General features: G+C 69.2%; 22 protein-coding genes. 13 read left to right on the forward strand and 9 right to left on the reverse strand.

The window, feature by feature from the left end:
* The first annotated feature begins 39 nt into the window (after window positions 1–39).
* The 5 genes from sigM to AC07EQ_RS26365 all read left to right on the forward strand — a co-directional run bounded on the left by sigM (window position 40) and on the right by AC07EQ_RS26365 (window position 4437).
* On the forward strand, window positions 40–648 hold the full coding sequence (gene sigM / locus AC07EQ_RS26345) for an RNA polymerase sigma factor SigM (RefSeq protein WP_093260861.1): 609 nt from the start codon (window positions 40–42) through the stop codon (window positions 646–648).
* Window positions 645–1460 carry an anti-sigma factor gene (locus AC07EQ_RS26350; protein ID WP_478390556.1) on the forward strand — a complete coding sequence of 272 codons (816 nt, stop codon included), beginning with the start codon at window positions 645–647 and terminating at the stop codon, window positions 1458–1460. The genes sigM and AC07EQ_RS26350 overlap by 4 nt, the downstream gene beginning before the upstream one ends.
* 170 nt (window positions 1461–1630) lie before the next feature.
* Window positions 1631–2635 (forward strand): thioredoxin-disulfide reductase, encoded by a 1005-nt coding sequence (gene trxB, locus AC07EQ_RS26355; protein ID WP_478390557.1) that lies wholly within the window; start codon window positions 1631–1633, stop codon window positions 2633–2635.
* A gap of 35 nt (window positions 2636–2670) precedes the next feature.
* The gene (gene trxA / locus AC07EQ_RS26360; RefSeq protein WP_132479453.1) at window positions 2671–3000 is read left to right on the forward strand and encodes a thioredoxin; all 330 of its coding nucleotides are present in this window, start codon (window positions 2671–2673) and stop codon (window positions 2998–3000) included.
* Between the two features lie 288 nt (window positions 3001–3288).
* Window positions 3289–4437 carry an N-acetylmuramoyl-L-alanine amidase gene (locus tag AC07EQ_RS26365; RefSeq protein WP_478390558.1) on the forward strand — a complete coding sequence of 383 codons (1149 nt, stop codon included), beginning with the start codon at window positions 3289–3291 and terminating at the stop codon, window positions 4435–4437.
* A gap of 208 nt (window positions 4438–4645) precedes the next feature.
* Here AC07EQ_RS26365 and AC07EQ_RS26370 read toward each other — a convergent pair whose 3' ends face one another.
* On the reverse strand, window positions 4646–5272 hold the full coding sequence (locus tag AC07EQ_RS26370) for a GNAT family N-acetyltransferase (protein ID WP_478390559.1): 627 nt from the start codon (window positions 5270–5272) through the stop codon (window positions 4646–4648).
* Window positions 5273–5795: 523 nt separating this feature from the next.
* Here AC07EQ_RS26370 and AC07EQ_RS26375 point away from each other — a divergent pair.
* Entirely contained in the window at window positions 5796–7139 is a 1344-nt protein-coding gene (locus AC07EQ_RS26375; protein ID WP_478390560.1) for an aminotransferase-like domain-containing protein, read from the forward strand.
* 97 nt (window positions 7140–7236) lie between these two features.
* The gene (locus AC07EQ_RS26380; protein ID WP_478390561.1) at window positions 7237–8187 is read left to right on the forward strand and encodes a D-alanine--D-alanine ligase family protein; all 951 of its coding nucleotides are present in this window, start codon (window positions 7237–7239) and stop codon (window positions 8185–8187) included.
* A gap of 121 nt (window positions 8188–8308) precedes the next feature.
* Here the strand turns inward: AC07EQ_RS26380 and AC07EQ_RS26385 are convergent, their stop codons facing one another.
* From AC07EQ_RS26385 to rpmH, 8 genes are all read right to left on the reverse strand, one after another.
* On the reverse strand, window positions 8309–9310 hold the full coding sequence (locus AC07EQ_RS26385) for a ParB/RepB/Spo0J family partition protein (protein WP_478390562.1): 1002 nt from the start codon (window positions 9308–9310) through the stop codon (window positions 8309–8311).
* Window positions 9307–10206, reverse strand: a complete 900-nt coding sequence (locus AC07EQ_RS26390; protein ID WP_478390563.1) for a ParA family protein — start codon at window positions 10204–10206, stop codon at window positions 9307–9309. The genes AC07EQ_RS26385 and AC07EQ_RS26390 overlap by 4 nt, the downstream gene beginning before the upstream one ends.
* Window positions 10207–10304: 98 nt before the next feature.
* A complete protein-coding gene (gene rsmG, locus AC07EQ_RS26395) occupies window positions 10305–11018 on the reverse strand; it encodes a 16S rRNA (guanine(527)-N(7))-methyltransferase RsmG (protein ID WP_478390649.1) in 714 nt (237 codons plus the stop codon).
* Between the two features lie 281 nt (window positions 11019–11299).
* Window positions 11300–11848 (reverse strand): Jag family protein, encoded by a 549-nt coding sequence (locus tag AC07EQ_RS26400; RefSeq protein WP_132479437.1) that lies wholly within the window; start codon window positions 11846–11848, stop codon window positions 11300–11302.
* Between the two features lie 32 nt (window positions 11849–11880).
* Entirely contained in the window at window positions 11881–12813 is a 933-nt protein-coding gene (gene yidC, locus AC07EQ_RS26405; protein ID WP_478390564.1) for a membrane protein insertase YidC, read from the reverse strand.
* Between the two features lie 5 nt (window positions 12814–12818).
* Entirely contained in the window at window positions 12819–13145 is a 327-nt protein-coding gene (yidD, locus tag AC07EQ_RS26410) for a membrane protein insertion efficiency factor YidD (protein ID WP_358382845.1), read from the reverse strand.
* Window positions 13145–13591: a ribonuclease P protein component gene (rnpA, locus tag AC07EQ_RS26415; RefSeq protein WP_478390565.1), complete on the reverse strand. Its 447-nt coding sequence runs from the start codon at window positions 13589–13591 to the stop codon at window positions 13145–13147. Before rnpA ends, yidD begins: the two co-directional genes overlap by 1 nt.
* 12 nt (window positions 13592–13603) lie before the next feature.
* Window positions 13604–13747, reverse strand: a complete 144-nt coding sequence (gene rpmH, locus AC07EQ_RS26420) for a 50S ribosomal protein L34 (protein WP_083822226.1) — start codon at window positions 13745–13747, stop codon at window positions 13604–13606.
* Between the two features lie 608 nt (window positions 13748–14355).
* Between rpmH and dnaA the strand changes: the two genes are divergently transcribed.
* From dnaA to gyrB, 6 genes are all read left to right on the forward strand, one after another.
* On the forward strand, window positions 14356–16065 hold the full coding sequence (gene dnaA, locus AC07EQ_RS26425) for a chromosomal replication initiator protein DnaA (protein ID WP_478390566.1): 1710 nt from the start codon (window positions 14356–14358) through the stop codon (window positions 16063–16065).
* A 1554-nt stretch (window positions 16066–17619) separates the two neighbouring features.
* A complete protein-coding gene (dnaN, locus tag AC07EQ_RS26430; protein ID WP_478390567.1) occupies window positions 17620–18744 on the forward strand; it encodes a DNA polymerase III subunit beta in 1125 nt (374 codons plus the stop codon).
* 153 nt (window positions 18745–18897) lie between these two features.
* Window positions 18898–19785, forward strand: coding sequence for a phosphogluconate dehydrogenase (NAD(+)-dependent, decarboxylating) (gnd, locus tag AC07EQ_RS26435; protein ID WP_478390568.1), 888 nt, complete (start codon window positions 18898–18900; stop codon window positions 19783–19785).
* A 291-nt stretch (window positions 19786–20076) separates the two neighbouring features.
* A complete protein-coding gene (gene recF, locus AC07EQ_RS26440; RefSeq protein WP_478390569.1) occupies window positions 20077–21249 on the forward strand; it encodes a DNA replication/repair protein RecF in 1173 nt (390 codons plus the stop codon).
* 94 nt (window positions 21250–21343) lie between these two features.
* Window positions 21344–21892, forward strand: a complete 549-nt coding sequence (locus AC07EQ_RS26445; protein WP_478390650.1) for a DciA family protein — start codon at window positions 21344–21346, stop codon at window positions 21890–21892.
* 359 nt (window positions 21893–22251) lie between these two features.
* The gene (gene gyrB / locus AC07EQ_RS26450; RefSeq protein WP_478390570.1) at window positions 22252–24225 is read left to right on the forward strand and encodes a DNA topoisomerase (ATP-hydrolyzing) subunit B; all 1974 of its coding nucleotides are present in this window, start codon (window positions 22252–22254) and stop codon (window positions 24223–24225) included.
* Window positions 24226–24364: the final 139 nt, after the last annotated feature.

The following is a 24364-nucleotide window of genomic DNA, read 5'->3' on the forward strand; positions in this document are numbered from 1 at the left end:
CGAGTGTGCCGGTTCACACGAACAGTAAAGTTCTGTTCCGTGTCTGTCCCCGTCAGCTCGGACGCCGAACTCATAGCGGCGCATACCAACGGAGATCCACATGCGTTCTCCGAGCTCTTCCGCCGACATCGGGATCGGCTGTGGGCGGTTGCGCTGCGGACCATGCGCGATCACGAAGACGCCGCGGATGCGCTTCAGGACGCGATGATCTCGGCCTTCCGCAACGCGTCATCGTTCCGCGCCGAATCCCAGGTGACCACCTGGCTGCACCGGATCGTGGTGAACGCCTGCCTCGACCGGATCCGCCGCCGCCAGGCTCGCCCCACCGTCCCCCTTCCGGAAACCGGCCCCACCGAACCGGCGGTGCCGCGCGACGCGATCGCCGAACAGGACACCAGGATGGCCGTCCAGGAGGCGCTCGCCGAACTCCCCGAAGATCAACGCTCAGCGATCGTCCTGGTGGACGTGGAGGGATACTCCGTGGCGGAGACCGCGGTGATGTTGGGCGTTGCGGAGGGCACCGTCAAGAGCCGGTGCGCACGTGGTCGGGCCAAACTCGCCAAACTTCTGGGGCACCTGCGGAACCCAAGTGCAGATGCGAACGTCCCAGATGACGCGATGGCCATCCGTCGACGGGAGGGACGATGAGTGGTGAACAACGGCGCACGGGGGCGCCGCAGGGACCACCGTGGTCCCTGGACCTGCTGGCCGATCTGCACGCCGGGGTGCTGGACCAGCAGACCGCCGATCAACTGCGCGTCCAGGTCCAGGATGACCCGGAGGCACGGGAGATCCTGGCGGCGTTGGACGCCACCAGTTCCGATCTGGCGGCACTGCCGCCACTGACGATTCCGGACGACGTCGCGGCACGCATCGACGCCGCGCTGGAGGACGAGGTCCGGGCCTGGGCCCAGGAGCAGAGCGGTGCCGCGGCGCCTGCCGAGCCCGCTGCCCCGCAGCCCGCACCAGCCGCCGAGGAGGGCGGCCAGGTGATCGACTTCGCGGCGGCCAAGCAGCGCCGCCGGCGGAAGTTCACGCTGGGCGCCGGACTGGTCGGCGTGGCCGCGGCGGCCGCCGCGGTGGTGTTCTCGGTCCTGCCGAACAGCACGAGCTCCGACAGCGACCAGGCGCAGCCCGGTGCGACGACCGGCAGGCCCGCGCCGCTGGCGCTGCAGGGTGATCAGGTCACGCTGAACGGCGAGCAGTTCGGCGAGATCATGAACTCGGAGCAGTACAGCAGCGCGCTGGCCGATCCGCAGCGGCTCATCGGCTGCCTGCAGGCCAACGGCGTCACGGGCGGCAAGCCGCTCGGGGCGCGGGAGATCACGCTCAACGGGAACCCGGCCCAGCTGCTGATCCTGCCCGGGGGCGGCCTCGGCAAGTTCCGCCTCTTAGCGGTCGGACCCGACTGCGGCCCGGGCAACCCGGCCAAGATCTCGGACTCCACCTTCGGCGGCTGAGCCGCCGGAACGCAGCCGCGCCGGCTCCCGGTCCATGGGACGGGAGCCGGCTTCGCTGTGCCCTGCCGCACCGCCTCTCCGTGATCGGGAACAGACCCGAATAGGATCGCGTTGAGCCGGATACGGTCGCGCGCCGAGCGCGGCGGAGACGCTACGACGGAAGGGGCGCGGTGACTGACGACGTCCGCAACGTGATCATCGTGGGCTCTGGCCCTGCCGGGTACACCGCTGCGGTGTACGCCGCACGGGCGGAACTCGAACCACTCGTCTTCGAGGGCACCCAGTTCGGTGGCGCGTTGATGACCACCACCGAGGTCGAGAACTTCCCGGGCTTCCGGGAAGGGATCATGGGCCCCGACCTGATGCAGGAGATGCGGTCCCAGGCCGAGCGCTTCGGCGCCGAGCTGCGGGCCGAGGACGTCGAACGCCTCGACCTGTCGCCCGGAGACGGGAACGCTGGGGTGAAGTCCGTTTTCGTTAACGGAGTGGAGTACCGCGCTAAGGCCGTCATCCTGGCGATGGGCGCGGCCGCCCGCTACCTCGGCGTGCCCGGCGAGGAGCGGCTGCTCGGCCGCGGCGTCTCCGCCTGCGCCACCTGCGACGGGTTCTTCTTCCGCGACCAGGACATCGCCGTCATCGGCGGCGGTGACTCGGCGATGGAGGAGGCCACCTTCCTGACCCGCTTCGCGCGGTCGGTGACGATCATCCACCGCCGCGAGGAGTTCCGCGCCTCCAAGATCATGCTGGAGCGGGCCCGGGCCAACGAGAAGATCAAGTGGCTGACCAACAAGGCGGTCACCGAGGTCGTCGGCGACACCACCGTCAGCGGCCTCAAGCTGCGCGACACGGTCACCGGCGAGACCTCCGAGCTGGACGTGAGCGGCATGTTCGTCGCCATCGGCCACGACCCGCGCAGCGAGCTGGTGCGCGACCAGGTCAGCGTGGACGACGAGGGCTACGTGCAGGTCCAGCAGCCCACCACGCACACCGGCCTCCCCGGCGTGTTCGCCGCGGGCGACCTGGTGGACCACACCTACCGGCAGGCGATCACCGCCGCGGGTTCCGGCTGCTCCGCGGCCATGGACGCCGAGCGCTGGCTCGCCGAGCACGACGTGCCGGAGGCCGAGATGGCCGCCGAGCTCGTCGGTGGCGGCTACGGGCCCTCGGCGAACTGACTCCAGGCAGCACCAATCCGATAGGGAGAAGGAACATGGCCGACACCAACACGGTGGTCGTCGACGAGAGCACGTTCAAGGAAAAGGTCCTGGAAAGCGACAAGCCGGTCCTGGTCGACTTCTGGGCCACCTGGTGCGGCCCGTGCAAGATGGTCGCCCCGGTGCTCGAGCAGATCGCCGGTGAGCACAAGGACAAGATCGTCGTCGCCAAGCTGGACATCGACGCCAACCCCAGCCTGCAGCGCGACTACCAGGTGATGTCGATCCCGACCCTGCTGCTGTTCGACAAGGGCCAGCCGGTCAAGCAGATCGTCGGCGCCAAGCCGAAGGCCGCGCTCGAGTCCGACCTGTCCGACTACCTGTGAAATCGGACTCCATCTGAGGCAACCGAATAACGCGGTCCCGCCGTCTCTCCGATAGGACAGTGACGGCGGGATCGTGTTTTCGCGCACTCAACGAGATCACCCACCCACGGACCGTTGTCGCACGTCCGCCCCGGTGGCCGTGGGCCGCAGCGCCGGGTCCCGGTACACAAGGCACAATGACCCGACGGGTCCGCCTTCCGGACCCGGCACGCAGAACAGGACCCCGGGTATCCCCGGCCATCCTTCGCGTCGGTGCCAGAACCGGCGCCTGAATCGAGCGAGGAGTGCATGCAGCTGCTCCACCGCGGTGACGTCGGTCCGGCCGTTGCCGAGATCAAGAACACTCTTGCGGCGTTGGGTCTACTTCCGTCCAACGGTCGGACGGGACCGGTGATCTACGACGAAGCGGTGGAACAAGCGGTCCGGGTCTTCCAGCAACAACGCGGGTTGATCACCGACGGCGTCGTCGGCTCGGCGACGTACCGGGCGCTGACGGACGCGCGCTGGCGGCTCGGCGACCGCTCGCTGGCCTACCTGGTGTCCAAGCCGATCAGCGGCGACGACGTCTTCGCGCTGCAGGAGCGGCTGCTGGAGCTCGGCTTCGACGCGGGCCGCCCGGACGGCATCTTCGGCCGGGAGACCGAGCAGGCGCTGCGCAGCTTCCAGCGGGACTACGGGCTGAACCCGGACGGCATCTGCGGGCCGGGCACGCTGCGGGCGCTCAAGCAGCTCGCGCCGAAGGTCCGCGGCGGGCGACCGGTGTTCCTGCGGGAGCAGGAGAAGGTCCGGCGCGCTGGACCGCGGCTGCGCGGCAAGCGCATCGTGATCGATCCAGGGCACGGCGGCGCGGACCGCGGCGTCTGCCTGGGCAACGTGCACGAGGCCGACCTGACCTGGGACCTGGCCCGCCGGCTGGAAGGCCGGATGGTCGCCACCGGGATGGAAGCGCTGATCACCCGCGGCCCCAACGCGAGCCCGCCGGACGCCGACCGGGCCGGCTTCGCCAACGAGGCCGGCGCCGACATGTTCCTGTCGCTGCACATCGACGCCAACCGCTCGCCGCTGGCGGAGGGCGTTGCCAGCTTCCACTTCGGCACCGGCAACGGCACCACGTCCACCGTGGGCGAGGCCCTGGCGGGCTTCCTGCAGCGCGAGATCGTCGCCCGAACGGGGCTGCGGGACTGCCACACGCACCCGAAGACCTGGGACGTGCTGCGGCTGACCCGGATGCCCGCGGTGCGGATGGAGATCGGGTACCTGACCAACGCCCGGGACCGCAGCCGGCTACTGGACCCGGCGTTCCGGGACGTCGTGGCGGAGGGCCTGCTGGTCGCGGTGAAGCGGCTGTACCTGCTGGGCAAGGACGACCAGCCCACGGGCACCTTCACCTTCGACGACCTGCTGCGCCACGAGCTCGCCCGCGCCGAAGGCGCCTGACCACTCCTGGTCTCCCCGGTCGACCGCAATTTCAATGGAAATCGAAGGTCCGATTTCCATTGAAATTGCGGCGAACGAAACCCGGGTTCTGCGATGCGGAAGTTCCGGTGGGGATTTGTCGACTTGGCGACTTGGAGACTTGGCGGTTTGGCGGTTTGGCCACTCCGGGTGCCGGGGCACCTGGGCCGTGGGTGGTCTTGGGGGCGGGTCAGGCTCCGCCGACCATCGGTTCCGCCGTTTTGATCGTCACCGAGCTCAGCAGCCGCTCCAGCGCCGCTTCCACGTCTTCCTTCCAGGAGATCGCGGTGCGCAGTTCCAGCCGCATCCGCGGCCACTTGGGGTGCTGGCGGACCGTCTTGAAACCCACCTGCTGCAGGAATCCGGCCGGGATCACGCAGCCCGAGACCGAGCCCGTCAGGTCGCCGAACGCCTCCACGGCCTTCACGCCGCGCCGGGTCAGGTCTTTCGCCACGTTCTGCACCAGTACGCGCCCCAGCCCGCCGTGCTCGTACTCGGGCTGCACGCGCAGCGCCGTGAGCAGCACGGCATCGGCGCTCACCGGGGCGGTGGGGAAGGCTCCGGCCCGCGGCACGGCCGCGGGCGGGGCGTACATGGCGTAGCCCGCCGGCAGCCCGTCCACGTAGATGATGCGGCCGCAGGAACCCCACTCCAGCAGCACGCTGGAGACCCAAGCTTCCTTCTCCAGTTCGGTCTCGCCGAACTCCTCGGCCTGCTCCCGGACGTGCGGCGCCAACTCCCAGAAAACGCATCGGCGACACCGCTGGGGCAGGCTGTCGAGGTTGTCCAGCGTGACGCCGACGACGCGTCGCGACACCTGACCTCCTGGAAACCCGCACGAACCCGCGCACATCCGGCGGGAATGTCGCCAGGATAAGCCGCCGCACGCCGCGACCGGAAGCGCCAGCGCTCACCGTCAGCGACTCGATGGGGTGAGATGGGTTACCGCCCGGTCGGTTTGGTGGCGAGAACCGGCACGACCATCGGCGCCACCATCAACCCAACCGCCAGCAATGTGAACAACCGCCGCCGCGACGCTCAACGCGTACCGCCGCAGAGCCGTCGCAAGCGGCGCAGCCGCTTAGCCCACGCACGCAACGTGCACCGCCGCAGGTTCTCAGGCTGTGCCCGCCCTTCTGGGCTGGTCATGCGTAAGTCGGGGATCCCGCAGTCCAGGCGGCGTCTGAGGTTCCGCTACTTGCACCGCGAAGAAAACGACCCCAGAACTTTCGCAGGAGGTGCTGGTTACATGTCGAGGGGGTTGTGGCGATAGGACCTATAGAATCGCCCGATCGTCCCCATGGGATGACCGGAGCGCACAACCGAAACCGGAGCGCGATATGTCGGATCACGGAAGCCAGCCGGCCAAGCCGGAACAGCCCAGCTCGCCCGAGAAGCCCGCACGCAACCTGGACGCGTACCGGGCGCACTACGCCGAGCGGACCGCTGGGATGACCGCCTCCGAGATCCGAGCTCTCTTCGCCGTCGCCAGCCGCCCCGAGGTGGTATCCCTGGCCGGCGGCATGCCGAACCTCGCCGCGCTGCCGCTGGACTCGCTGGCCGCCGAGGTCGCCCGGTTGATCTCCGTCGACGGCCAGGTGGCGCTGCAGTACGGCTCCGCGCACGGCGTTCCGGAGCTGCGAGAGCAGATCTGCGACGTCATGGCGTTGGAGGGGATCTCCGCCCACCCGGACGACGTGATGGTCACCGCGGGCTCCCAGATGGCCCTGGACATGGTCACCCGGATCTTCTGCGACCCGGGCGACGTCATCCTCGCCGAGGGCCCGTCCTACGTCGGCGCGCTCGGCTCGTTCGCCGCCTACCAGGCCGAGGTCGTGCACGTCGCGATGGACGACGACGGCCTGCAGCCCGACGCGCTGCGCCAGGCCATCGCCAACGTGAACGCCCAGGGCAAGCGGATCAAGTTCCTCTACACGATCCCGAACTTCCACAACCCGGGCGGCATCACGCTGGCCCTGCCGCGGCGCGCCGAGATCCTGGAGATCTGCGCCCAGCACGGCATCCTGGTGGTGGAGGACAACCCGTACGGCCTGCTCGGCTTCGACGGCCAGGCGCTCCCTGCGCTGCGCAGCATGGACGCGGACAACGTCGTGTACCTCGGTTCGTTCTCCAAGACCTTCGCCTCGGGCCTGCGGGTCGGCTGGGTGCTGGCGCCGCACGCGATCCGGGAGAAGCTGGTGCTGACCGCGGAGTCGGCCACGCTGTGCCCGCCCACGCTGAACCAGATGATCGTGTCCCGCTACCTGACCACGCACGACTGGCAGGGGCAGATCAAGATCTTCCAGGAGCAGTACCGCGAGCGCCGCGACGCGATGCTCAGCGCGCTGGAGCAGTACATGCCCCCGGGCTGCACGTGGACGCGCCCGGACGGCGGCTTCTTCGTCTGGCTGACCGTGCCGGAAGGCGTGGACACCAAGGCGATGCTGCCCCGCGCGGTGACCCAGCGCGTCGCGTACGTGTCGGGCACCGGCTTCTACCACGACGGGTTCGGCAGCCGGCAGATGCGGCTGTCGTTCTGCTATCCGACGCCGGAGCGGATCCGCGAGGGCGTGCGGCGACTGGCGAACACGCTGACCGAGGAGATGGAACTGGTGCGAACCTTCGGCACGGTGCCCCAGCGCAGCGTCCAAGGCCCCCAGGCTCCGTCGCCCGACACGGCGTAAAGTTTTCGCCGAATCCTGGCCCGAAATCCAAACAGTCCACTGTGCACCAGGAGTCTTCCTGAGCACAGTGGACTACTACTTTCCAGGGGTGTGCTGAGTGTCTGATCGCTGGGTTGCCGTGCTCGCCGGAGGGCTGTCGCACGAGCGCGAGGTGTCGTTGCGCTCCGGGCGTCGATTGTCCGCCGCGCTGCGCTCGGTCGGCGTGACCGTCGCGGAGTGGGATGCGGACGCCCGGCTGCTGTCCCGCATCGAGCAGGAGCGCCCCGATGCGGTCGTGGTCGCCCTCCACGGCGGGGAGGGGGAGAACGGTGCGGTTCAGGCCGTGCTGGACATGATCGGCGTCCCGTACGTCGGCACCGGCCCGCACGCGTGCCGCAGGGCGTGGGACAAGCCCACCGCCAAGGCCGAGCTGGCGCGCGCCGGGCTGGCCACCCCGGACTGGGTCGCGCTGCCGCACGCCACCTTCCGCGAGCTCGGTGCGCAGGCGGTGCTGGACGCGCTGGTGGCGAAGCTCGGGCTGCCGTTGATGCTCAAGCCGGACCAGGGCGGGTCGGCGCTGGGCGCGCACGTGGTGCGCGACGCCGCGGAGCTCCCGTCGGCGATGGTGGGCGCGCTGTCCTACGGGGACGCGGTGCTCGTCGAGCAGTTCGTGGAGGGCACCGAGGTGGCGATCACCGTCATCGACGGGCCGGACGGCCCGGAGGCGCTGCCCGCGGTGCAGATCGAACCGGCGGACGGGGTGTACGACTACACCGCTCGATACACCGCCGGGCTCACGAGCTACCGCGCACCCGCCGAGGTCTCGCCGGAGACCGCCGCCGCCGCGGGCGAGTTGGCGATCGCCGCGCACCGGCTGCTCGGCCTCCGCGACGTCTCCCGGACCGACGCGATCATCGACCGCAACGGGACGCCGCACTTCCTCGAAGTCAACGTGTCGCCCGGACTGACCGAGACCTCCCTGCTGCCGATGGCGGTCGAGGCCGCCGGCCGGTCACTGGGGGAGGTCTTCGCGACTCTCGTCGAGCGGGCGATCGCACGATCGCAGTGATCCGCCGTTTCACGTGAAACAAGAGGGCCGGTCTCATCGGAGACCGGCCCTCTTGTTTTGACCACCAATCGTGATTTTCAATCACTCAAAGTCATCGTCACCGTGACAAAAGACCCCGGTGTCATTGATCGTCGATTCCACGGGCCTGTTCACCCAAGATCAACTCTGCGACCCGTTCAAGATCGTCCACCGACCCGAACTCGACGACGATCCGTCCCTTCCGCTTGCCGCGCTCCACCTTGACCCTCGTGTCGAAGTGGTTCGACAGCCGATCGGCCAGCCGCTCGAAGCCGGGGGCCTGGATCGGCTTCTTCGCCGCCGGCTTCTCCTTCGCGGGCGCCGCCGACTTCTGGAGCGTCACCGCTTCCTCCGTCGCGCGGACCGACATGCCCTCCGCGACGATCCGCTTCGCGAGGTCCTCCTGCGCTCCGGCGTCCTCCAGGCTGAGCAGAGCGCGGGCGTGCCCGGCCGAGAGGACCCCGGCCGCCACCCGGCGCTGCACCGCCATCGGCAGCCGCAGCAGGCGGATGGTGTTGGAGATGACCGGGCGGCTGCGGCCGATCCGGTCGGCCAGCTCGTCATGCGTCACGCCGAACTCCTCCAGCAGCTGCTGGTAGGCCGACGCCTCTTCGAGCGGGTTGAGCTGAACCCGGTGGATGTTCTCCAGCAGTGCGTCCCGGAGCAGCTCGTCGTCCTGCGTCTTGCGGACGATGGCCGGGATGAACTCCAGCCCGGCGAGCTGCGAGGCGCGCCACCGGCGCTCACCCATGATCAGCTCGAACTGATCGGTCTCGAGCTCGCGGACCACGATGGGCTGCATCAGGCCGAACTCGCGGATGGAGTGCTGCAGCTCCTGGAGCGCCTCCTCGTCGAAGACCTGGCGCGGCTGCTTGGGGTTCGGCGTGATCGAGGAGATGGCGATCTCGCGGTAGACCGCGCCGGCCACGGTGCCGCCGGTTTCACGTGAAACCGGCTCCTCCACCGACTCGGCGCTCGGCGCGCCGCGGAGCACCGGGCTGCGCAGCGTGGCTCCGTCAGCGCCCGCTGGGGGAGCACCCGCCGGGGGGCCGCTGGGGATAAGCGCGGCGATGCCGCGGCCGAGACCACCTCGACGCTCGGTCATGCTGTCTTCCTCTCGGCCCCCCGCTCGGCGATCTCCCGAGCGGCGTCCAGGTAGCTCATCGACCCGCGTGAGCCCGGGTCGTACGTCAGCACCGTCTGGCCGAAGCCGGGCGCCTCGGAGATCTTCACGCTGCGCGGGATGACCGTCCGCAACGCCAGGTCGCCGAAGTGCCCGCGCACCTCGGCGGTCACCTGATCCGCCAGCTTGGTGCGCCCGTCGTACATGGTCAGCAGGATCGTCGACACCCAGAGCGAGGGGTTCAGGTGCGCTTGTACCAGCTCGATGTTGCGGAGCAGCTGTCCCAGGCCCTCCAGCGCGTAGTACTCGCACTGGATCGGGATCAGCACCTCGTGCGCGGCGACCATCGCGTTAACCGTGAGCAGGCCCAGCGACGGCGGGCAGTCGATGAAGACGTAGTCGGGCGCGAGCTGCTCCACCGCCTCGGAGTTCAGCGCCTCCTTCAGCCGGCCCTCGCGCGCCACCATGGTGACGAGCTCGATCTCCGAGCCTGCCAGGTCGATCGTCGCCGGCACGCACCACAGGTTCTTCGACTGGGTGCTCTGCGCCGCCGCGTCGGCGATGTTGATTTCGCCGAGCAGCACCTCGTACACCGACGGCACGCCGGAGCGGTGCTCGACGCCGAGCGCGGTGCTCGCGTTGCCCTGCGGGTCGAGGTCGATGACCAACACCTTGAGCCCGTGCAGCGCGAGCCCGGCGGCGAGGTTCACCGTGCTCGTCGTCTTGCCGACGCCGCCCTTCTGGTTCGCCACGGTGATGATCCGCCGGCGGCTGGGGCGGGGGAGTTCCAGGGTCTCCGGGTGCAGCACCCGGGTCGCCCGCTGGGCTTCCTCCATGATCGGAGTCCAGCCGATGTCGTCCCTGCCGAAGCTGCTCATCGACGGGTCGCTACCCGGCCCGGAGGGAAACCGCAGCCCGCCCATTGCACGCCCCTTCGTTTCACGTGAAACACGACCCGATCCGTTTGACTCCGGATTCACCGTCCACGATCCTTTCTCGTTCGACGTGCACCGTCACGACGCCGACCGGACGCATTTCGGGCCGCCGAGACCCGCTCCACCACGACGACGGTCGTCGGCACTTCGAGTACGCCGACGCCGCATGAAACCACCTCGCCGGGGCCGCCGCCGACCGCGGCGATCGCCGCGGCGTCCCGTTCGAGTTCCTCCGCCGCGCTCTCGCCCTTCATGGCGAGCAGCCGGCCGCCTGTCCGCAGCAGCGGGACGCACCACTTCGCGAGCCGTTCCATCGGTGCCACGGCGCGCGCGGTCACGGCGTCCTGATCGGCCAGCCGTTCGCGCACCGGGCCCTCCTCGGCACGTCCGCGCACCACCTCGACGGTGAGCTCCAACTCGGTGATGACTTCCTGCAACCACGTCACCCGTCGAGCCATCGGCTCCAACAGGGTCAGGCTGAGATCCGGGCGGGCGATCGCCAACGGGATGCCCGGCAGCCCCGCCCCAGAGCCTACGTCCAACACCCGGCTATTCGGTGGCAGCAACTCCGCAATCACCGCAGAGTTCAACAAATGTCTTTCCCAGAGCCGGTCCAACTCGCGCGGACCGATCAATCCGCGGCGAATCCCGTGCTCCTGGAGCAGGTCGTAGAACCGTTCGGCCAACGCCACTCGCTCACCGAACACGACCTGCGCCGCCGCCGACACACCTTCGGTCAAAGCATTCACCCCGATGTTTCACGTGGAACCAGGTGTCTGACCTAAGCCTGCCGGATTGCGCTCCGCAGCCAAGCACCAACCCACGTTTCACGTGAAACCTCGATTGATACTTGACTCTTCCTGCTTAACGGCGCGAGTTGCGAGGGTGAGCTAAGCGGCTGCGCCGCTTCAAAGAAAAAGCCAAGACCCTGCGTCTGCGTGCCCTGCGATCGCGGCCGTGTTTCACGTGGAACCGGCCTGAGAACGACAGTGCCCCCGTCGGTCCGAAGACCGCGGGGGCACCGGTGGGGTAGAGGTCAGCTCTTGAAGACGACGACCTTGCGGTTGGGCTCTTCGCCTTCGCTCTCGCTGTGGACACCGTCGACGGCCGCGACCGCGTCGTGGATGATCTTCCGCTCGAACGGGGTCATCGGGCGCAGTCGCGCCTCCTTGCCGCTCTCCAGCACGCCCTCGGCGGTCGACCGCCCGAGCTCCGTCAGCTCCTGCCGACGGCCCGCCCGCCAGCCGGCGACGTCCAGCATCAGCCGGCTGCGGACGCCGGTCTCCTGCTGCACCGCGAGCCGAGTCAGCTCCTGCAGCGACTCCAGCACCTGACCGCGGCTGCCGACCAGCTTCTCCAGGTCTTCGCCGCCGTCGATGCTCACCACCGCACGGCCGGCCTCCACGTCGAGGTCGATGTCCCCGTCGTAGTCCAGCAGGTCGAGCAGCCGCTCGAGGTAGTCACCCGCGATGTCGCCCTCCTGCACCAGGAGCGCCTCGGTGTTCGACACCTCGGACTTCTCGGCGGTCTCCTCGTTCTGGGGCTCGGCCGCGGACGGGCTCGACTCCTGCACGGTTTCGGACACTGGGTGTCTCCTCTCCAGGGTTCGCGACGAATTCAGCGGGACTCGCCCGGCTTGTCCGCGTCGCGAGAGCGGTCTTCGATCACCCCGGGGATCTCACCGGGTTCGTCCTTGGCCACCGGGTCCGCGCTGCGCGTGGTGTCGGTCTCCACCGCGGTGGATTCGACGACCGCGGGCGCGCCGGCCAGCGCAGCCTCCTCGCGGTCGATCCGGCTGTACACCACCCGCTGCTGACCCAGCGTCCAGAAGTTGTTGGCCAGCCAGTAGATCAGAATGGCCAGGGGCAGGAACGGACCACCGATGATCGCGAACATCGGGAAGATCCACAACGTCATCCGGTTCATGATCGCCGTCTGCGGGTTCGCCGCGGCGTCCGCGGTCTGCCGCTGCACCGAGTGGCGCGCGGTGAAGTGCGTGGCGATCGCGGCGGCGATCATCAGCGGCACGCCGACCAGCATCATGTCCCAGCGGTCCGTGCCGAACGTCGCGAGCACCTCAGGGGCCTGGCTGATGGTGTTCGACAGCTTGGCGCCGAACAGGTCGGCCGCCACGAACGAGGCGACCTCGTCGGCGTTGAAGATGTAGTTCGAGGGCGCGCCCGGCTTGAACCCGTTGAGCACCTGGAAGAGCCCGATGAACACCGGGACCTGGACCAGGATCGGCAGGCAGCCGCTGAGCGGGTTGAAGCCCTGCTCGGCCTGCAGCTTCTGCATCTCGGCGGCCAGCTTCTGCCGGTCATCGCCGTGCTTGGCCTGCAGCTCGCGGATCTGCGGCGCGAACTCCTGCATCTTCTTCATCGACCGCACCTGGTGCACGAACGGCTTGAACAGCAGCGCGCGCAGCGTGAAGACCAGGAAGATGACCGCCAGTGCCCAGGCGTAGCCGCTGGCCGGATCCAGCACGAAGCCGAACACCTTGTGCCAGAACCACAGGATGGCCGACACCGGGTAGTAGATGAAGTCCAGCACGCGGGCTACTCCTCGGCAGGTTTCTCGGGTACGCGGCCACCCGCCGCGGACCGCTCACGGGGCGGTGGGACCGGGTCCAGGCCTCCAGGGTGCCAGGGGCCGCAGCGCAGCAATCTGCGCAACGTCAACCAGCCGCCGCGGAACAGGCCGTGCACGGTGAGCGCCTCGACCGCATAGGTGCTGCAGCTCGGGTAGAACCGGCACGAAGGCGGCAGAAGAGGCGAGATCACCTTGCGGTAGACGTGCACCGGACCGAGCAGCACCCAGGCGAGCGGGCTCGGGCGCCGAGCGGGGGCGCGGAGCCTGTCGTTCTGCTGCTCGTCCGGAGCCATCACCTGGAACCCGTCGCCGGAACATCGGGGGCGATGACGCGGAGCTTGCGCAGCGCCGCGTCGAGGTCCGCACCGAGTTCACGGCTGGACGCACCTGCTGCCGGTGGCAGGGCGCGGACCACCACCAGTGTGCCAGCGGGCAACGCGGGCACGAGGTCGCGCATCAGGTGCCGGAGGCGGCGGGTGACCCGATGGCGGATCACCGCCGTACCCACGGCCTTGCTCACGACAAAACCCACCCGGGTCGTGATATCCGATTTCCGGGTGGGTGCCGTATTCGCCTCGGCTTCCGGTAAGGCCTCGCCGGTGCGATGCGGGCCGAGGTCCCGTGTCTGGTCCGCGCGCAGCACGTGGACCACCAAGCGGGACCGACCGGCCCGACGACCACGACGGACCACCAGGCGGAACTCCTGGTTCTTGGTCAGCCGGGCTGCCGCGGGAAGCACGGCCGGACGCGATCAGGCAGTCAGCTGCGCGCGACCCCGGCGACGGCGCGAGGCCACGATGGCCCGGCCGGCCCGAGTGCGCATGCGCAGCCGGAACCCGTGCTTCCTGGCACGGCGGCGGTTGTTCGGCTGGAAAGTGCGCTTGCCCTTGCTCACGGTCGGATCTCCCGGTTACTACAGGCACCGATGGCCACGGTGAACCACGGTTCGGTCAAGGTGTCCCTGCCTCGCGAGCCGCAGTCGCCGGACGTGCGGCGATCGGCAACACCGAGCGGTGCACGGCGCCGGAATCTCGGCGCAGCGACATGCCCGCTCAGGAAGCGGGGGACTGTACGAGGGTACGCACTGGCGACGAGGGGCGCTTAACCGGGGTCGTCATGTGGAAGCGACAGCCCGCGCGCCGACGGTCCACAGGCTGCCACATCGCGATCTTCCTGGCATCTCCGGGACTCGCTTGTAAGCGTGGCGTGACCTTGTTAGCGTGCCCCCCTGCGATTCGCGGACCGGTGGGTGGGAGCACCGGACTCGACGGGGATGCCCTGACCTGGATCGCAGCGGTACGACGGCCCCAGGGGGGATCACCGGACCGGCCTGCCGTACCTTCATACACAAGTTGTGGACAACTCTGTGGACACCTGCTCGAACAGGTGTCCACAGGAGTCTGGCCCCACCGTCCCGTGACACCGAACGCGCCCGAGCATCGTGGGAGCCAGGCCCCGGGACCGCACCGGGGGCTGCGCGAGCGAGGGGAGGGGAGCAAGGCGGTGTCCGACCACCAATCCGATCTCGGTCGAGTTTGGGAAGAGGTGGTGCAGGAGCTGTCCTCCGGCACCCTCTCACCACAGCAGCGCGCCTGGATGCGAGTGACCCGGCCGATCGGCCTGCTGGACGGAACCGCGCTGCTCGCCGCGCCCAGTGATTTCGCCAAGGAAGCCATCGAGCGCGCGCTGCGCGATCCGATCACCGACGCGCTGTCGCGCCGCCTCGGCCGCGCCGTGTCGCTCGCGGTGAAGGTGGACACCGCGGTTCCCGCGCCCACCCGCCCGGTCGCGGCGCCCGCGCCGGCCGACTCCTGGTCCGGCCGCGCCACCCCGCCCGGCGCCGATCAGCCCACGCCCGGCTACGTCCCCGCGACGGGCTTCGGCCGGGGCACCGACACGTTCGGCCACACCGCGCACACCGGCTCGATCCCGCCCGTCGTCGAAGGGCGGCACGCCGCGCCGGACCCGAAACCCGAGATCGACTTCCCGACCGCCGAGTTCAAGTGGCCGGGCGGCGACGTCCCGCAGCCGCTGGAGGCCGACGAGGCGGATGCCGAGCCGGAGAGCGCGCCCGAGCCGGAAGCCGAGGAGAACGGCAACGAGATCTGGCCGACCTTCGGCCGGGGCGAGCCGCCGCAGGGCCAGCCGTTCACCGCGCCGAAGCACGCGCCGCCGACCTCGCAGACCAGGCTGAACGCGAAGTACACCTTCGACACGTTCGTCATCGGTTCCTCGAACCGGTTCGCGCACGCCGCCGCCGTCGCCGCGGCGGAAGCGCCGGCCCGCGCGTACAACCCGCTGTTCATCTGGGGCGAGTCCGGGCTCGGCAAGACGCACCTGCTGCACGCGGTCGGGCACTACACCCAGCGGCTGTTCCCCGGGATGCGCGTCCGCTACGTGTCCACCGAGGAATTCACCAACGACTTCATCAACTCGCTGCGCGACGACCGGCAGGTGGCGTTCCAGCGCCGGTACCGCGACGTCGACGTGCTGCTGGTGGACGACATCCAGTTCCTGGAGGGCAAGGAAGGCACCCAGGAGGAGTTCTTCCACACCTTCAACACCCTGCACAACTCGAACAAGCAGATCGTGGTGTCCTCGGACCGGCCGCCGAAGGGGCTGCGGACCCTGGAGGACCGCCTGCGCACCCGGTTCGAGTGGGGCCTGATCACCGACATCCAGCCGCCCGAGCTGGAGACGCGGATCGCGATCCTGCGCAAGAAGGCCGCCCAGGACCGGATGAACGCGCCGGCCGACGTGCTGGAGTTCATCGCGTCCCGGATCGAGCGCAACATCCGCGAGCTGGAGGGCGCGCTGATCCGGGTCACGGCGTTCGCGTCGCTGAACCGGCAGCCGGTCGACCTGCAGCTGGCCGAAATCGTGCTGCGCGACCTGATCCCGGACTCGCAGACCCCGGAGATCACCGCGCCGACGATCATGGCCGTGACCGCGGACTACTTCAGCGTGACCATCGACGACCTGTGCGGCCCGGGCAAGACCAAGGCGCTGGCGCAGGCCAGGCAGATCGCGATGTACCTGTGCCGGGAGCTGACCGACTCGTCGCTGCCGAAGATCGGCCAGTACTTCGGCGGCCGCGACCACACCACGGTGATGTACGCGGACAAGAAGATCCGCAAGGAGATGGCGGAGCGGCGCCGCGTGTACGAGCACGTCCAGGAGCTCACCGCCCGCATCAAGCAGCAGTCCCGCTGATTTTCGTAGTTCCAGGCTCGTTTTGCGTGGCGGTGCGGGTAGCGGCCCCCCTGCGGGAGTTACAGAAGCCTTCTCGACTCCGGGATCCCCGACTCACGTATGACCAATACGCGGCGTCGGGGCTGTCCTCGCTGGGAGAACCCCGACAGGGGTGGGCACCGTGAACCCGCGGCGGTGCGAGTTGCGAGGGTGGGCCAAGCGGCTTCGCCGCTTGCGGCAGCTCAGGTTCGTGTCGAGTTGAGCTTCGTGGCGGCGGTTGCGCTTGCGGAAAAGAGGCAACGGGCCACCTCGGCTTGACGTATCGGCTTTTGCCCAGGTCAGAGAGGTCGGCCCGCTCAGATGGCCGCTGGCGGGCTATCTCGGGGCTCCTGGTGTGATTCCCTTCGGCTCGCGCGGCGAATCTTTCTGCCGCCCCACCCTGCCGCGAGCCGCCCCCGTCAACAGAAAGCTCTCCGGTCGAGCGCCGTAGGGCGTCGGTCCGGCGAGTCGCCGCCGCGCCCGCAGCGGGGCGGCGTCCGGGCGCGGATGACGGGGCGCCCCTCGGGCCGCTTCAGGACTCGGGGGTACTTCCGGGACCCGCCGGGCGCGGCGAGATGTTTCTGTTGGGCCGCCCGGCCCGGATCAGACCGCTCTGACAGAAAACTTCGGGCTCCGCGCCGGGCCCCGGAGGCCGCGAAGCACGCGCATCGAGCCGTCGCCGGCCGCGCCGGGACAGCAAATCACCACGTTCCGAGGTCGATCAAGCGCGCTCCGGAGTTGCGGAAGAGGTTGGCGCGCCGAACTTTTCTGGGGACCGGGGTGGTCTTCGCCTCACCCCTTCGGCAAAAAAGTCCACCGAAGCGCTGGCTGTCCACAGATTTTCCATCCCCAGGCCTGACCTGGAGTTTTCCCCAATCCATCCACAAGCTGTGCACAAGTTGAAGCGGTCTGCCCACAGAGCGGAGCCGGGTTGACCACAACGCTCTCACAGCTTTGCCCACAGCCCGATCGGTGGAGGGGCCCAAAACCCGCAGGGGATGGGTACAACTGGGTCGACAACTGTGGATGGAACTGTGGACAACTGGGGATGGTTGTGGACTGATCGAGGTGGGGCAGAAGTTGTCCACCACCCGGTTGCCGTAGTCCCCGGTTACATCCCGTGCTCATCCACACCCGACCACGCCACCCCACCAGCCCAAACGCCACTTGTCCCCACAACTCACAGCCCTTACTACTACTGCTCTCATTTCTTCTCTTTGAAGAAAAAAGAAAAAGAGAAGAAGGCTCGGTGGATAAGTGGACAACTCGGCCCGGACCGCCAGGACGGCCTGACGAACTGCTCGGACCCGGATGCGGAGATCGCGTCGCACGCTCTACGGTGGAACTCCCGCGGAGGCCGCCGGCGTGAACTCCGGGTCGAGCTCGGGCCGAACTTCGCGTGCACGGCGCTCGTGGGGGATCGCTTCGCCCTCATTGCGGGGACACGAGGCACAACGACCCGATGAGCTGCTTCGCTCCAGCTCGACACACACAGTTCTCGGCAGCCGAGCCACGGCTGGAACCGAAAGGACACCCATGAAGATCCGCGTGGAACGTGACGGTCTCGCCGACGCCGTCGCCTGGGTCGCGCGCAGCCTGCCGTCACGGCCACCGGTTCCGGTGCTGGGCGGGGTGCTGCTCGACGCGAGTTCCGGAGAGGCGCTGACCATCTCCGGGTTCGACTACGAGGTCTCGGCCCAGGTCACCATCGACGCCGCGATCGACAACAACGGGCGCACCCTCGTTTCCGGGCGGCTGCTGGCCGACATCACCAAGGCGCTCCCGGCCCGTCCGGTGGAGCTCACCGTCGACGGCTCCCGCGTCACCATCACCTGCGGCAGCTCCCGGTTCAGCCTGCCGACCATGCCGGTCGAGGACTACCCGGAACTGCCCGCGATGCCCGAGCACGCCGGTTCGGTCCCGGGCGATCTGTTCAGCGAGGCCGTCGGCCAGGTCGCGGTGGCCGCCGGCAAGGACGACACGCTGCCGATGCTCACCGGCATCCGGATGGAGATCAACAACGACAAGCTGACCATGGTCGCCACCGACCGGTTCCGCTTGGCGATGCGCGAGATCACCTGGGAGCCGGGCACCTCGATGGACGACACCGCGGTGCTCGTCCCGGCCAAGACGCTCGCCGACTCCGCGAAGACGCTGGGCGCCGGCGGCAGCAAGGTGGAGATCTCGCTGGCTTCCGGCGACGGCCTGCTCGGGCTGTCCGGGACCGCGCGCCGCAACACCACCCGGCTGCTCGACGCCGAGTTCCCGAAGTACCGCCAGCTGCTGCCCGCCGAGAGCGCGGTGACCGCCAACATCGACGTCGCCCCGCTGGTCGAGGCGATCAAGCGCGTGTCGCTGGTCGCCGAGCGCGGCACCCAGGTGCGCCTGGAGTTCTCCGACCGGCTGCTGCGGCTGACCGCCGGCGGCGACGACGAGGGCAGCGCCGAGGAAGAGCTCGCGATCGAGCTCTCCGGTGAGCCGCTGACCATCGCGTTCAACCCGGCCTACCTGCTCGACGGCCTGGGCGCGATGAAGACCGAGCGCGCCCAGCTGCAGTTCACCACCGCCAACCGCCCCGCGCTGGTCAAGCCGCTCGGCGAGGATGGCGAAGTGGCGGAGGGCTACCTCTACCTCCTGATGCCGGTCCGCCTCCCGGGCTGATCTGGGTCACATCCGGCGCACTGCCCGGCCGGAGCCGCGGCCGTCGATGGCTAGGCTCCGGTCGGATCGATTCAGCTGGTGAAGGTCCTCACCCCGCGGCCGGCCATCCGCGCCGACCAACCAGTCGATACACAGCTCGCAGAGGGAGATCCGGTGCAACTCGGACTTGTCGGTCTCGGCCGAATGGGTTTCAACATGCGTGAGCGGCTGCGCGCCGCCGGTCACGACGTCGTCGGTTACGACCGCAACCCGGACGTCAGCGATGTCGCGTCGATCTCGGAGCTGGTGCAGAAGCTGGCCGGCCCGCGGATCGTCTGGATCATGGTGCCGCACGGTGACCCGACCCGTCAGACGGTCGAGGAGCTGGCCGGGCTGCTGTCCGCCGGTGACCTGGTGATCGAGGGCGGCAACTCGAAGTTCACCGACGACCAGGCCAACGCGGCGCTGCTCGCCGAGCACGGCATCAAGTACCTCGACGTCGGGGTTTCCGGCGGGGTGTGGGGCGCCAAGAACGGCTACGGCCTGATGGCCGGTGGCGACGCCGAGGACGTGGAGCGAGCCATGCCGATCTTCGACGCGCTGCGCCCGGAGGGGCCGCGCGAAGAGGGCTTCGCGCACGCCGGCCCGGTGGGTGCCGGGCACTACGCGAAGATGGTGCACAACGGCATCGAGTACGGCCTGATGCAGGCCTACGCCGAGGGCTTCGAGCTGCTGTCCGCGTCGGGCGTGGTCACCAACGTGCCGGAGACGATCAAGGCGTGGAGCCGCGGCACCGTGGTCCGCTCCTGGCTGCTGGACCTGCTGGTCCGCGCGCTGGAAGAGGACCCGGAGCTGGCCGAGCTGCGCGGCTACGTCAGCGACTCCGGCGAGGGCCGGTGGACGGTCGAGGAGTCGATCAACAACGCCGTGCCCACCCCGGTGATCACCGCCTCGCTGTTCGCGCGGTTCGCCTCGCGGCAGGAGGACTCGCCGGCGATGAAGGCGGTCGCGGCGCTGCGCAACCAGTTCGGCGGCCACGCCGTGCAGAAGACCGAGGACTGATCGCGACCTTCGCGGGCCGGGTCGATTTGTCGACAAATCACCCCGGCCCGCGAAGGGCACACATCGCCAGATCGCCTTGTCGACAAATCGCCAGGTGCAGGTCGACGGCCGCTCGGCGCCGTTATTCCGGTGCGAACGTTCCGTTCGCCCGCGCCGGACCACCTGCCGGCTTGATGTGAACGGACCGTTGACTTCGTAGAACGTGGCGAACAGGCCGTTCGCTCCACCTCACCGGCCGACCGGGGCAGCAGGGCTCAGGTCGGCGCGGGCCGACCTCTAAGTTGGATCGTCGTGTACGTCCGTCATCTGCAAGTGACCGACTTCCGGTCCTGGCCGCACGCCGACCTGGCCCTGGAGCCGGGCATCACCGTGCTGGTCGGGTCCAACGGACAGGGCAAGACGAACCTGGTCGAGGCGATCGCGTACGTCGCGACCCTCGGCTCGCACCGCGTCGCCACCGATGCGCCGCTGGTCCGCGACGGCACGGCGCGCGCGGTGGTGCGGGCCGCCGTGGTCAACAGCGGGCGTGAGCTGCTGGTCGAGCTGGAGATCACGCCGGGCAAGGCCAACCGCGCGCGGATCAACCGCGGCGCCGTCGCGAAGCCGCGCGACGTGCTGGGCATCCTGCGCACCGTGCTGTTCGCGCCGGAGGACCTCTCGATCGTCCGCGGCGATCCGGGCGAGCGCCGCCGGTTCATGGACGACCTGCTGGTCTCGCGGTCGCCCCGGTACGCGGGCGTTCGCGCCGACTACGACCGGGTGCTCAAGCAGCGCAGCGCCCTGCTGAAGTCCGCGGGCGCGGCGCGGCGGGGCGGCGGTTCGGCGGACGTGCGGACGCTGGAGGTCTGGGACGGCCACCTGGCCCGCTGCGGCGCCGAGCTGCTGGCCGGCCGGCTCGACCTGGTCGCGGCCATCGCACCGCACGTGACCAGCGCATATGCCAACGTCGCGGCCACCGACGAGGCCACCTTGCCGTCCGGCCGGGTGGCCGACGTCCGCTATCGCAGCAGCCTCGGCGAGTCGCTTCCCGCCGGTTGCGGGGTGCCGCTGGGCAAGGCCGCCGACCCGGCAGAGCTGGAATCGGCCCTGCTCACCGAGCTGGAGCGGGTCCGGCCGCAGGAGATCGAGCGCGGCGTGTCGTTGGTCGGGCCGCACCGCGACGACCTGGAACTGCTGCTCGGCGACCTGCCCGCGAAGGGATACGCCAGCCACGGAGAATCTTGGTCCTTCGTACTGGCGTTGCGGCTGGCTTCCTACCACCTGCTCACCGAAGATGGCGCGGAGCCGGTGTTGATCCTGGACGACGTCTTCGCCGAGCTCGACCGCCGCCGCCGGGCCCGGCTGGCCGACCTGGTCGCCGGCGCCGAGCAGGTGCTGGTGACCGCGGCGGTGGCGGAGGACGTGCCGCCGGAGCTCGCCGGCGCCCGATTCGACGTCCGCGAAGGCGAGGTGCGACGTGTCTAGTAACCATTCGCGGTCGTCAAGTACACCCAGAGTGATCGAAGAGGTGGGAAAGGACGCCGATTTGCCCACATCTGGGGATAACTCTGTGGATGGTGTGGATAACTCGGCGGCGTCAGCACAGGTCCCGGTCGGGTCCGATGGCGCGGCGCTGTCCGGGCCGGACCTCGCCCGGGCCGCCCTGCAGGCCGCCCGCGAGCAGTCCGCCGCCCGCCGCCGCGACGCCAAGAAGAAGGGTGGTGGCGTCCGGACGCGCCGCCGTCGTGGCTGGTCGGGGCCTCGCCCGGACGACCGCGACCCGCAGCCGCTGGGGCGGCTGGCCGCGCGGATCGCCAGCGAGCGCGGCTGGACCGAGCAGCTCTCCGGCGGCCAGGTCTTCGCCAAGTGGGCCGTCCTGGTCGGCGGCGACGTCGCCGAGCACACCAAGCCGGTGGCGCTGAAGGACGGCGAGCTCACCGTCCAGGCCCAGTCCACCGCGTGGGCCACCCAGCTGCGCCTGCTCCAGCGCCAGATCCTGAAGCGGATCAGCGACGGCGTCGGCCGCGACGTGGTGCGCCGGATCAAGGTGCAGGGCCCGGCCGCCCCCAGCTGGCGACACGGCCCCCGGCACGTTCCCGGACGGGGCCCGCGGGACACCTACGGCTAGTAGCCTCGCGGTGCGCGCCGTACTCCGGACGCGCGGGCGACCGGCCGATCGCGGCAGAGATCCCCCGGCGGTCGCCCGCGGCTCTCGGATGGTGGATTGATTCGAGTTCTCCGCTCTGTGAGGAAGTCAGGGGTGTCCTTGCCCTACTTCTGTCACGGGGGACCAGTAGAATCAGGGCAGGGTGTGGCCGACGCCTTCGACCGTGGTGAGCTTCGAGGCGCGTGGCGACGGCGCGCATCAGGGTGCGGCGTCGGCAGGTGAGTCGCCCCGAAGTGGTCTGCGGTGCGGGACAGGGCGCGTTTTCGAACCGGCACCGGCCAACCTGACAGCACAGTCGGCTCAAGGAGAAATCGAGGCCCGTGGCACCGAAGAAGAGCGAATACAACGCGTCATCCATCACCGTTCTCGAGGGCCTTGAGGCCGTTCGCAAGCGTCCCGGCATGTACATCGGTTCGACCGGTGAACGCGGTCTGCACCACCTGGTGTGGGAGGTCGTGGACAACTCCGTCGACGAGGCGATGGCCGGCTACGCGTCCAAGGTCGAGGTCACCCTCCTCCCCGACGGTGGCGTCCGCGTCGTCGACGACGGTCGCGGCATCCCGGTGGACATGCACCCCGTGGAGAAGAAGCCGACCCTGGAGGTCGTGCTGACCGTGCTGCACGCGGGCGGCAAGTTCGGCGGCGATGCCTACGCTGTCTCCGGCGGTCTGCACGGCGTCGGCGTCTCGGTGGTCAACGCGCTGTCGATGTCGCTGGAAGCCGAGATCTGCACCAACGGTTACGTGTGGCGCCAGCGCTACGAGGACTCCAAGCCCGTCTCCGACGTCGCGCGCGGCGAGCCCACCGACCGGACCGGCACCAGCATCACCTTCTGGGCCGACCCGAAGGTGTTCGAGACGACCCGGTACAACGCCGAGACGGTGTCCCGCCGCCTCCAGGAGATGGCGTTCCTGAACAAGGGCCTGACGATCGTGCTCCGCGACGAGCGCGCCGCCGAAGAAGACGAGTCCGGTGAGGACGCGATTGGCGCCGCCGCGCGCGCCACCGAGCGCACCTTCCACTACCCGGGCGGCCTGGAGGACTTCGTCCGGCACATCAACGCCACCAAGGAGCCGATCCACAAGAAGGTGGTGTCCTTCAGCGCGTCCGGCACCGGCTCCGAGCTGGAGATCGCGATGCAGTGGAACTCCGGCTACAACCAGTCGGTCTACACCTTCGCGAACACCATCAACACCCACGAGGGCGGCACCCACGAGGAGGGCTTCCGGTCGGCGCTGACCCGCGTGGTCAACAGCTACGCCAAGGAGAAGAAGCTCCTCAAGGAGAAGGACGGCAGCCTCACCGGCGACGATGTCCGCGAGGGTCTCGCCGCGATCGTCTCGGTGAAGGTCCGCGAGCCGCAGTTCGAGGGTCAGACCAAGACCAAGCTGGGCAACACCGAGGTCAAGTCGTTCGTGCAGACCACCGCCTTCGAGTGGCTCACCGACTGGTTCGAGCGCAACCCCGCCGAGGCCAAGGTGATCGTCAACAAGGCGGTGTCCTCGGCGCAGGCGCGGATGGCCGCGCGCAAGGCCAAGGAGCTGGTGCGCCGCAAGAGCGCGATGGACATCGGCGGCCTGCCGGGCAAGCTGAAGGACTGCCAGTCCAACAACCCGGAGGAGTGCGAGCTCTACATCGTGGAGGGCGACTCCGCGGGCGGCTCCGCGAAGGAGGGCCGCGAGTCGCGGTTCCAGGCGATCCTGCCGCTGCGCGGCAAGATCATCAACGTGGAGAAGTCGCGGATCGACAAGGTCCTCAAGAACAACGAGGTCCAGGCGATCATCACCGCGCTGGGCACCGGCATCCACGACGAGTTCGACCTGTCCAAGCTGCGGTACCACAAGATCGTGCTGATGGCCGACGCCGACGTCGACGGCCAGCACATCCGCACCCTGCTGCTGACGCTGCTGTTCCGCTTCATGCGCCCGCTGATCGAGAACGGCCACGTGTTCCTCGCGCAGCCGCCGCTGTACAAGATCAAGTGGCCGCGCTCGGAGCCGGAGTACGCCTACAGCGACAAGGAGCGCAACGCGCTGCTCGAGGCGGGTGCCGCCGCCGGCCGCAAGCTGCCCAAGGACGACGGCATCCAGCGCTACAAGGGTCTCGGCGAGATGAACGCCGACGAGCTGTGGGAAACCACCATGAACCCGGAGACCCGGCTGCTGCTGCAGGTCTCGCTGGACGACGCGGCGACCGCGGACGAGCTGTTCAGCGTGCTGATGGGTGAGGACGTCGAGGCCCGGCGCTCGTTCATCACCCGCAACGCCAAGGACGCCGGCTTCCTCGACGTGTGACCGGCGCATCGCGCTGAAGGGAAACCCATGCCTCGGTTGGAGCAGTGCCCCGTCTGCAACGGAAGCGGACGAATTCCGGCCGACACGAGACACATCTGCCCGAGCTGCGGTGGCACGGGTAACGGGCGCTGACCTCCGA

It is taken from the genome of Saccharopolyspora sp. NPDC045839, assembly GCF_056431645.1.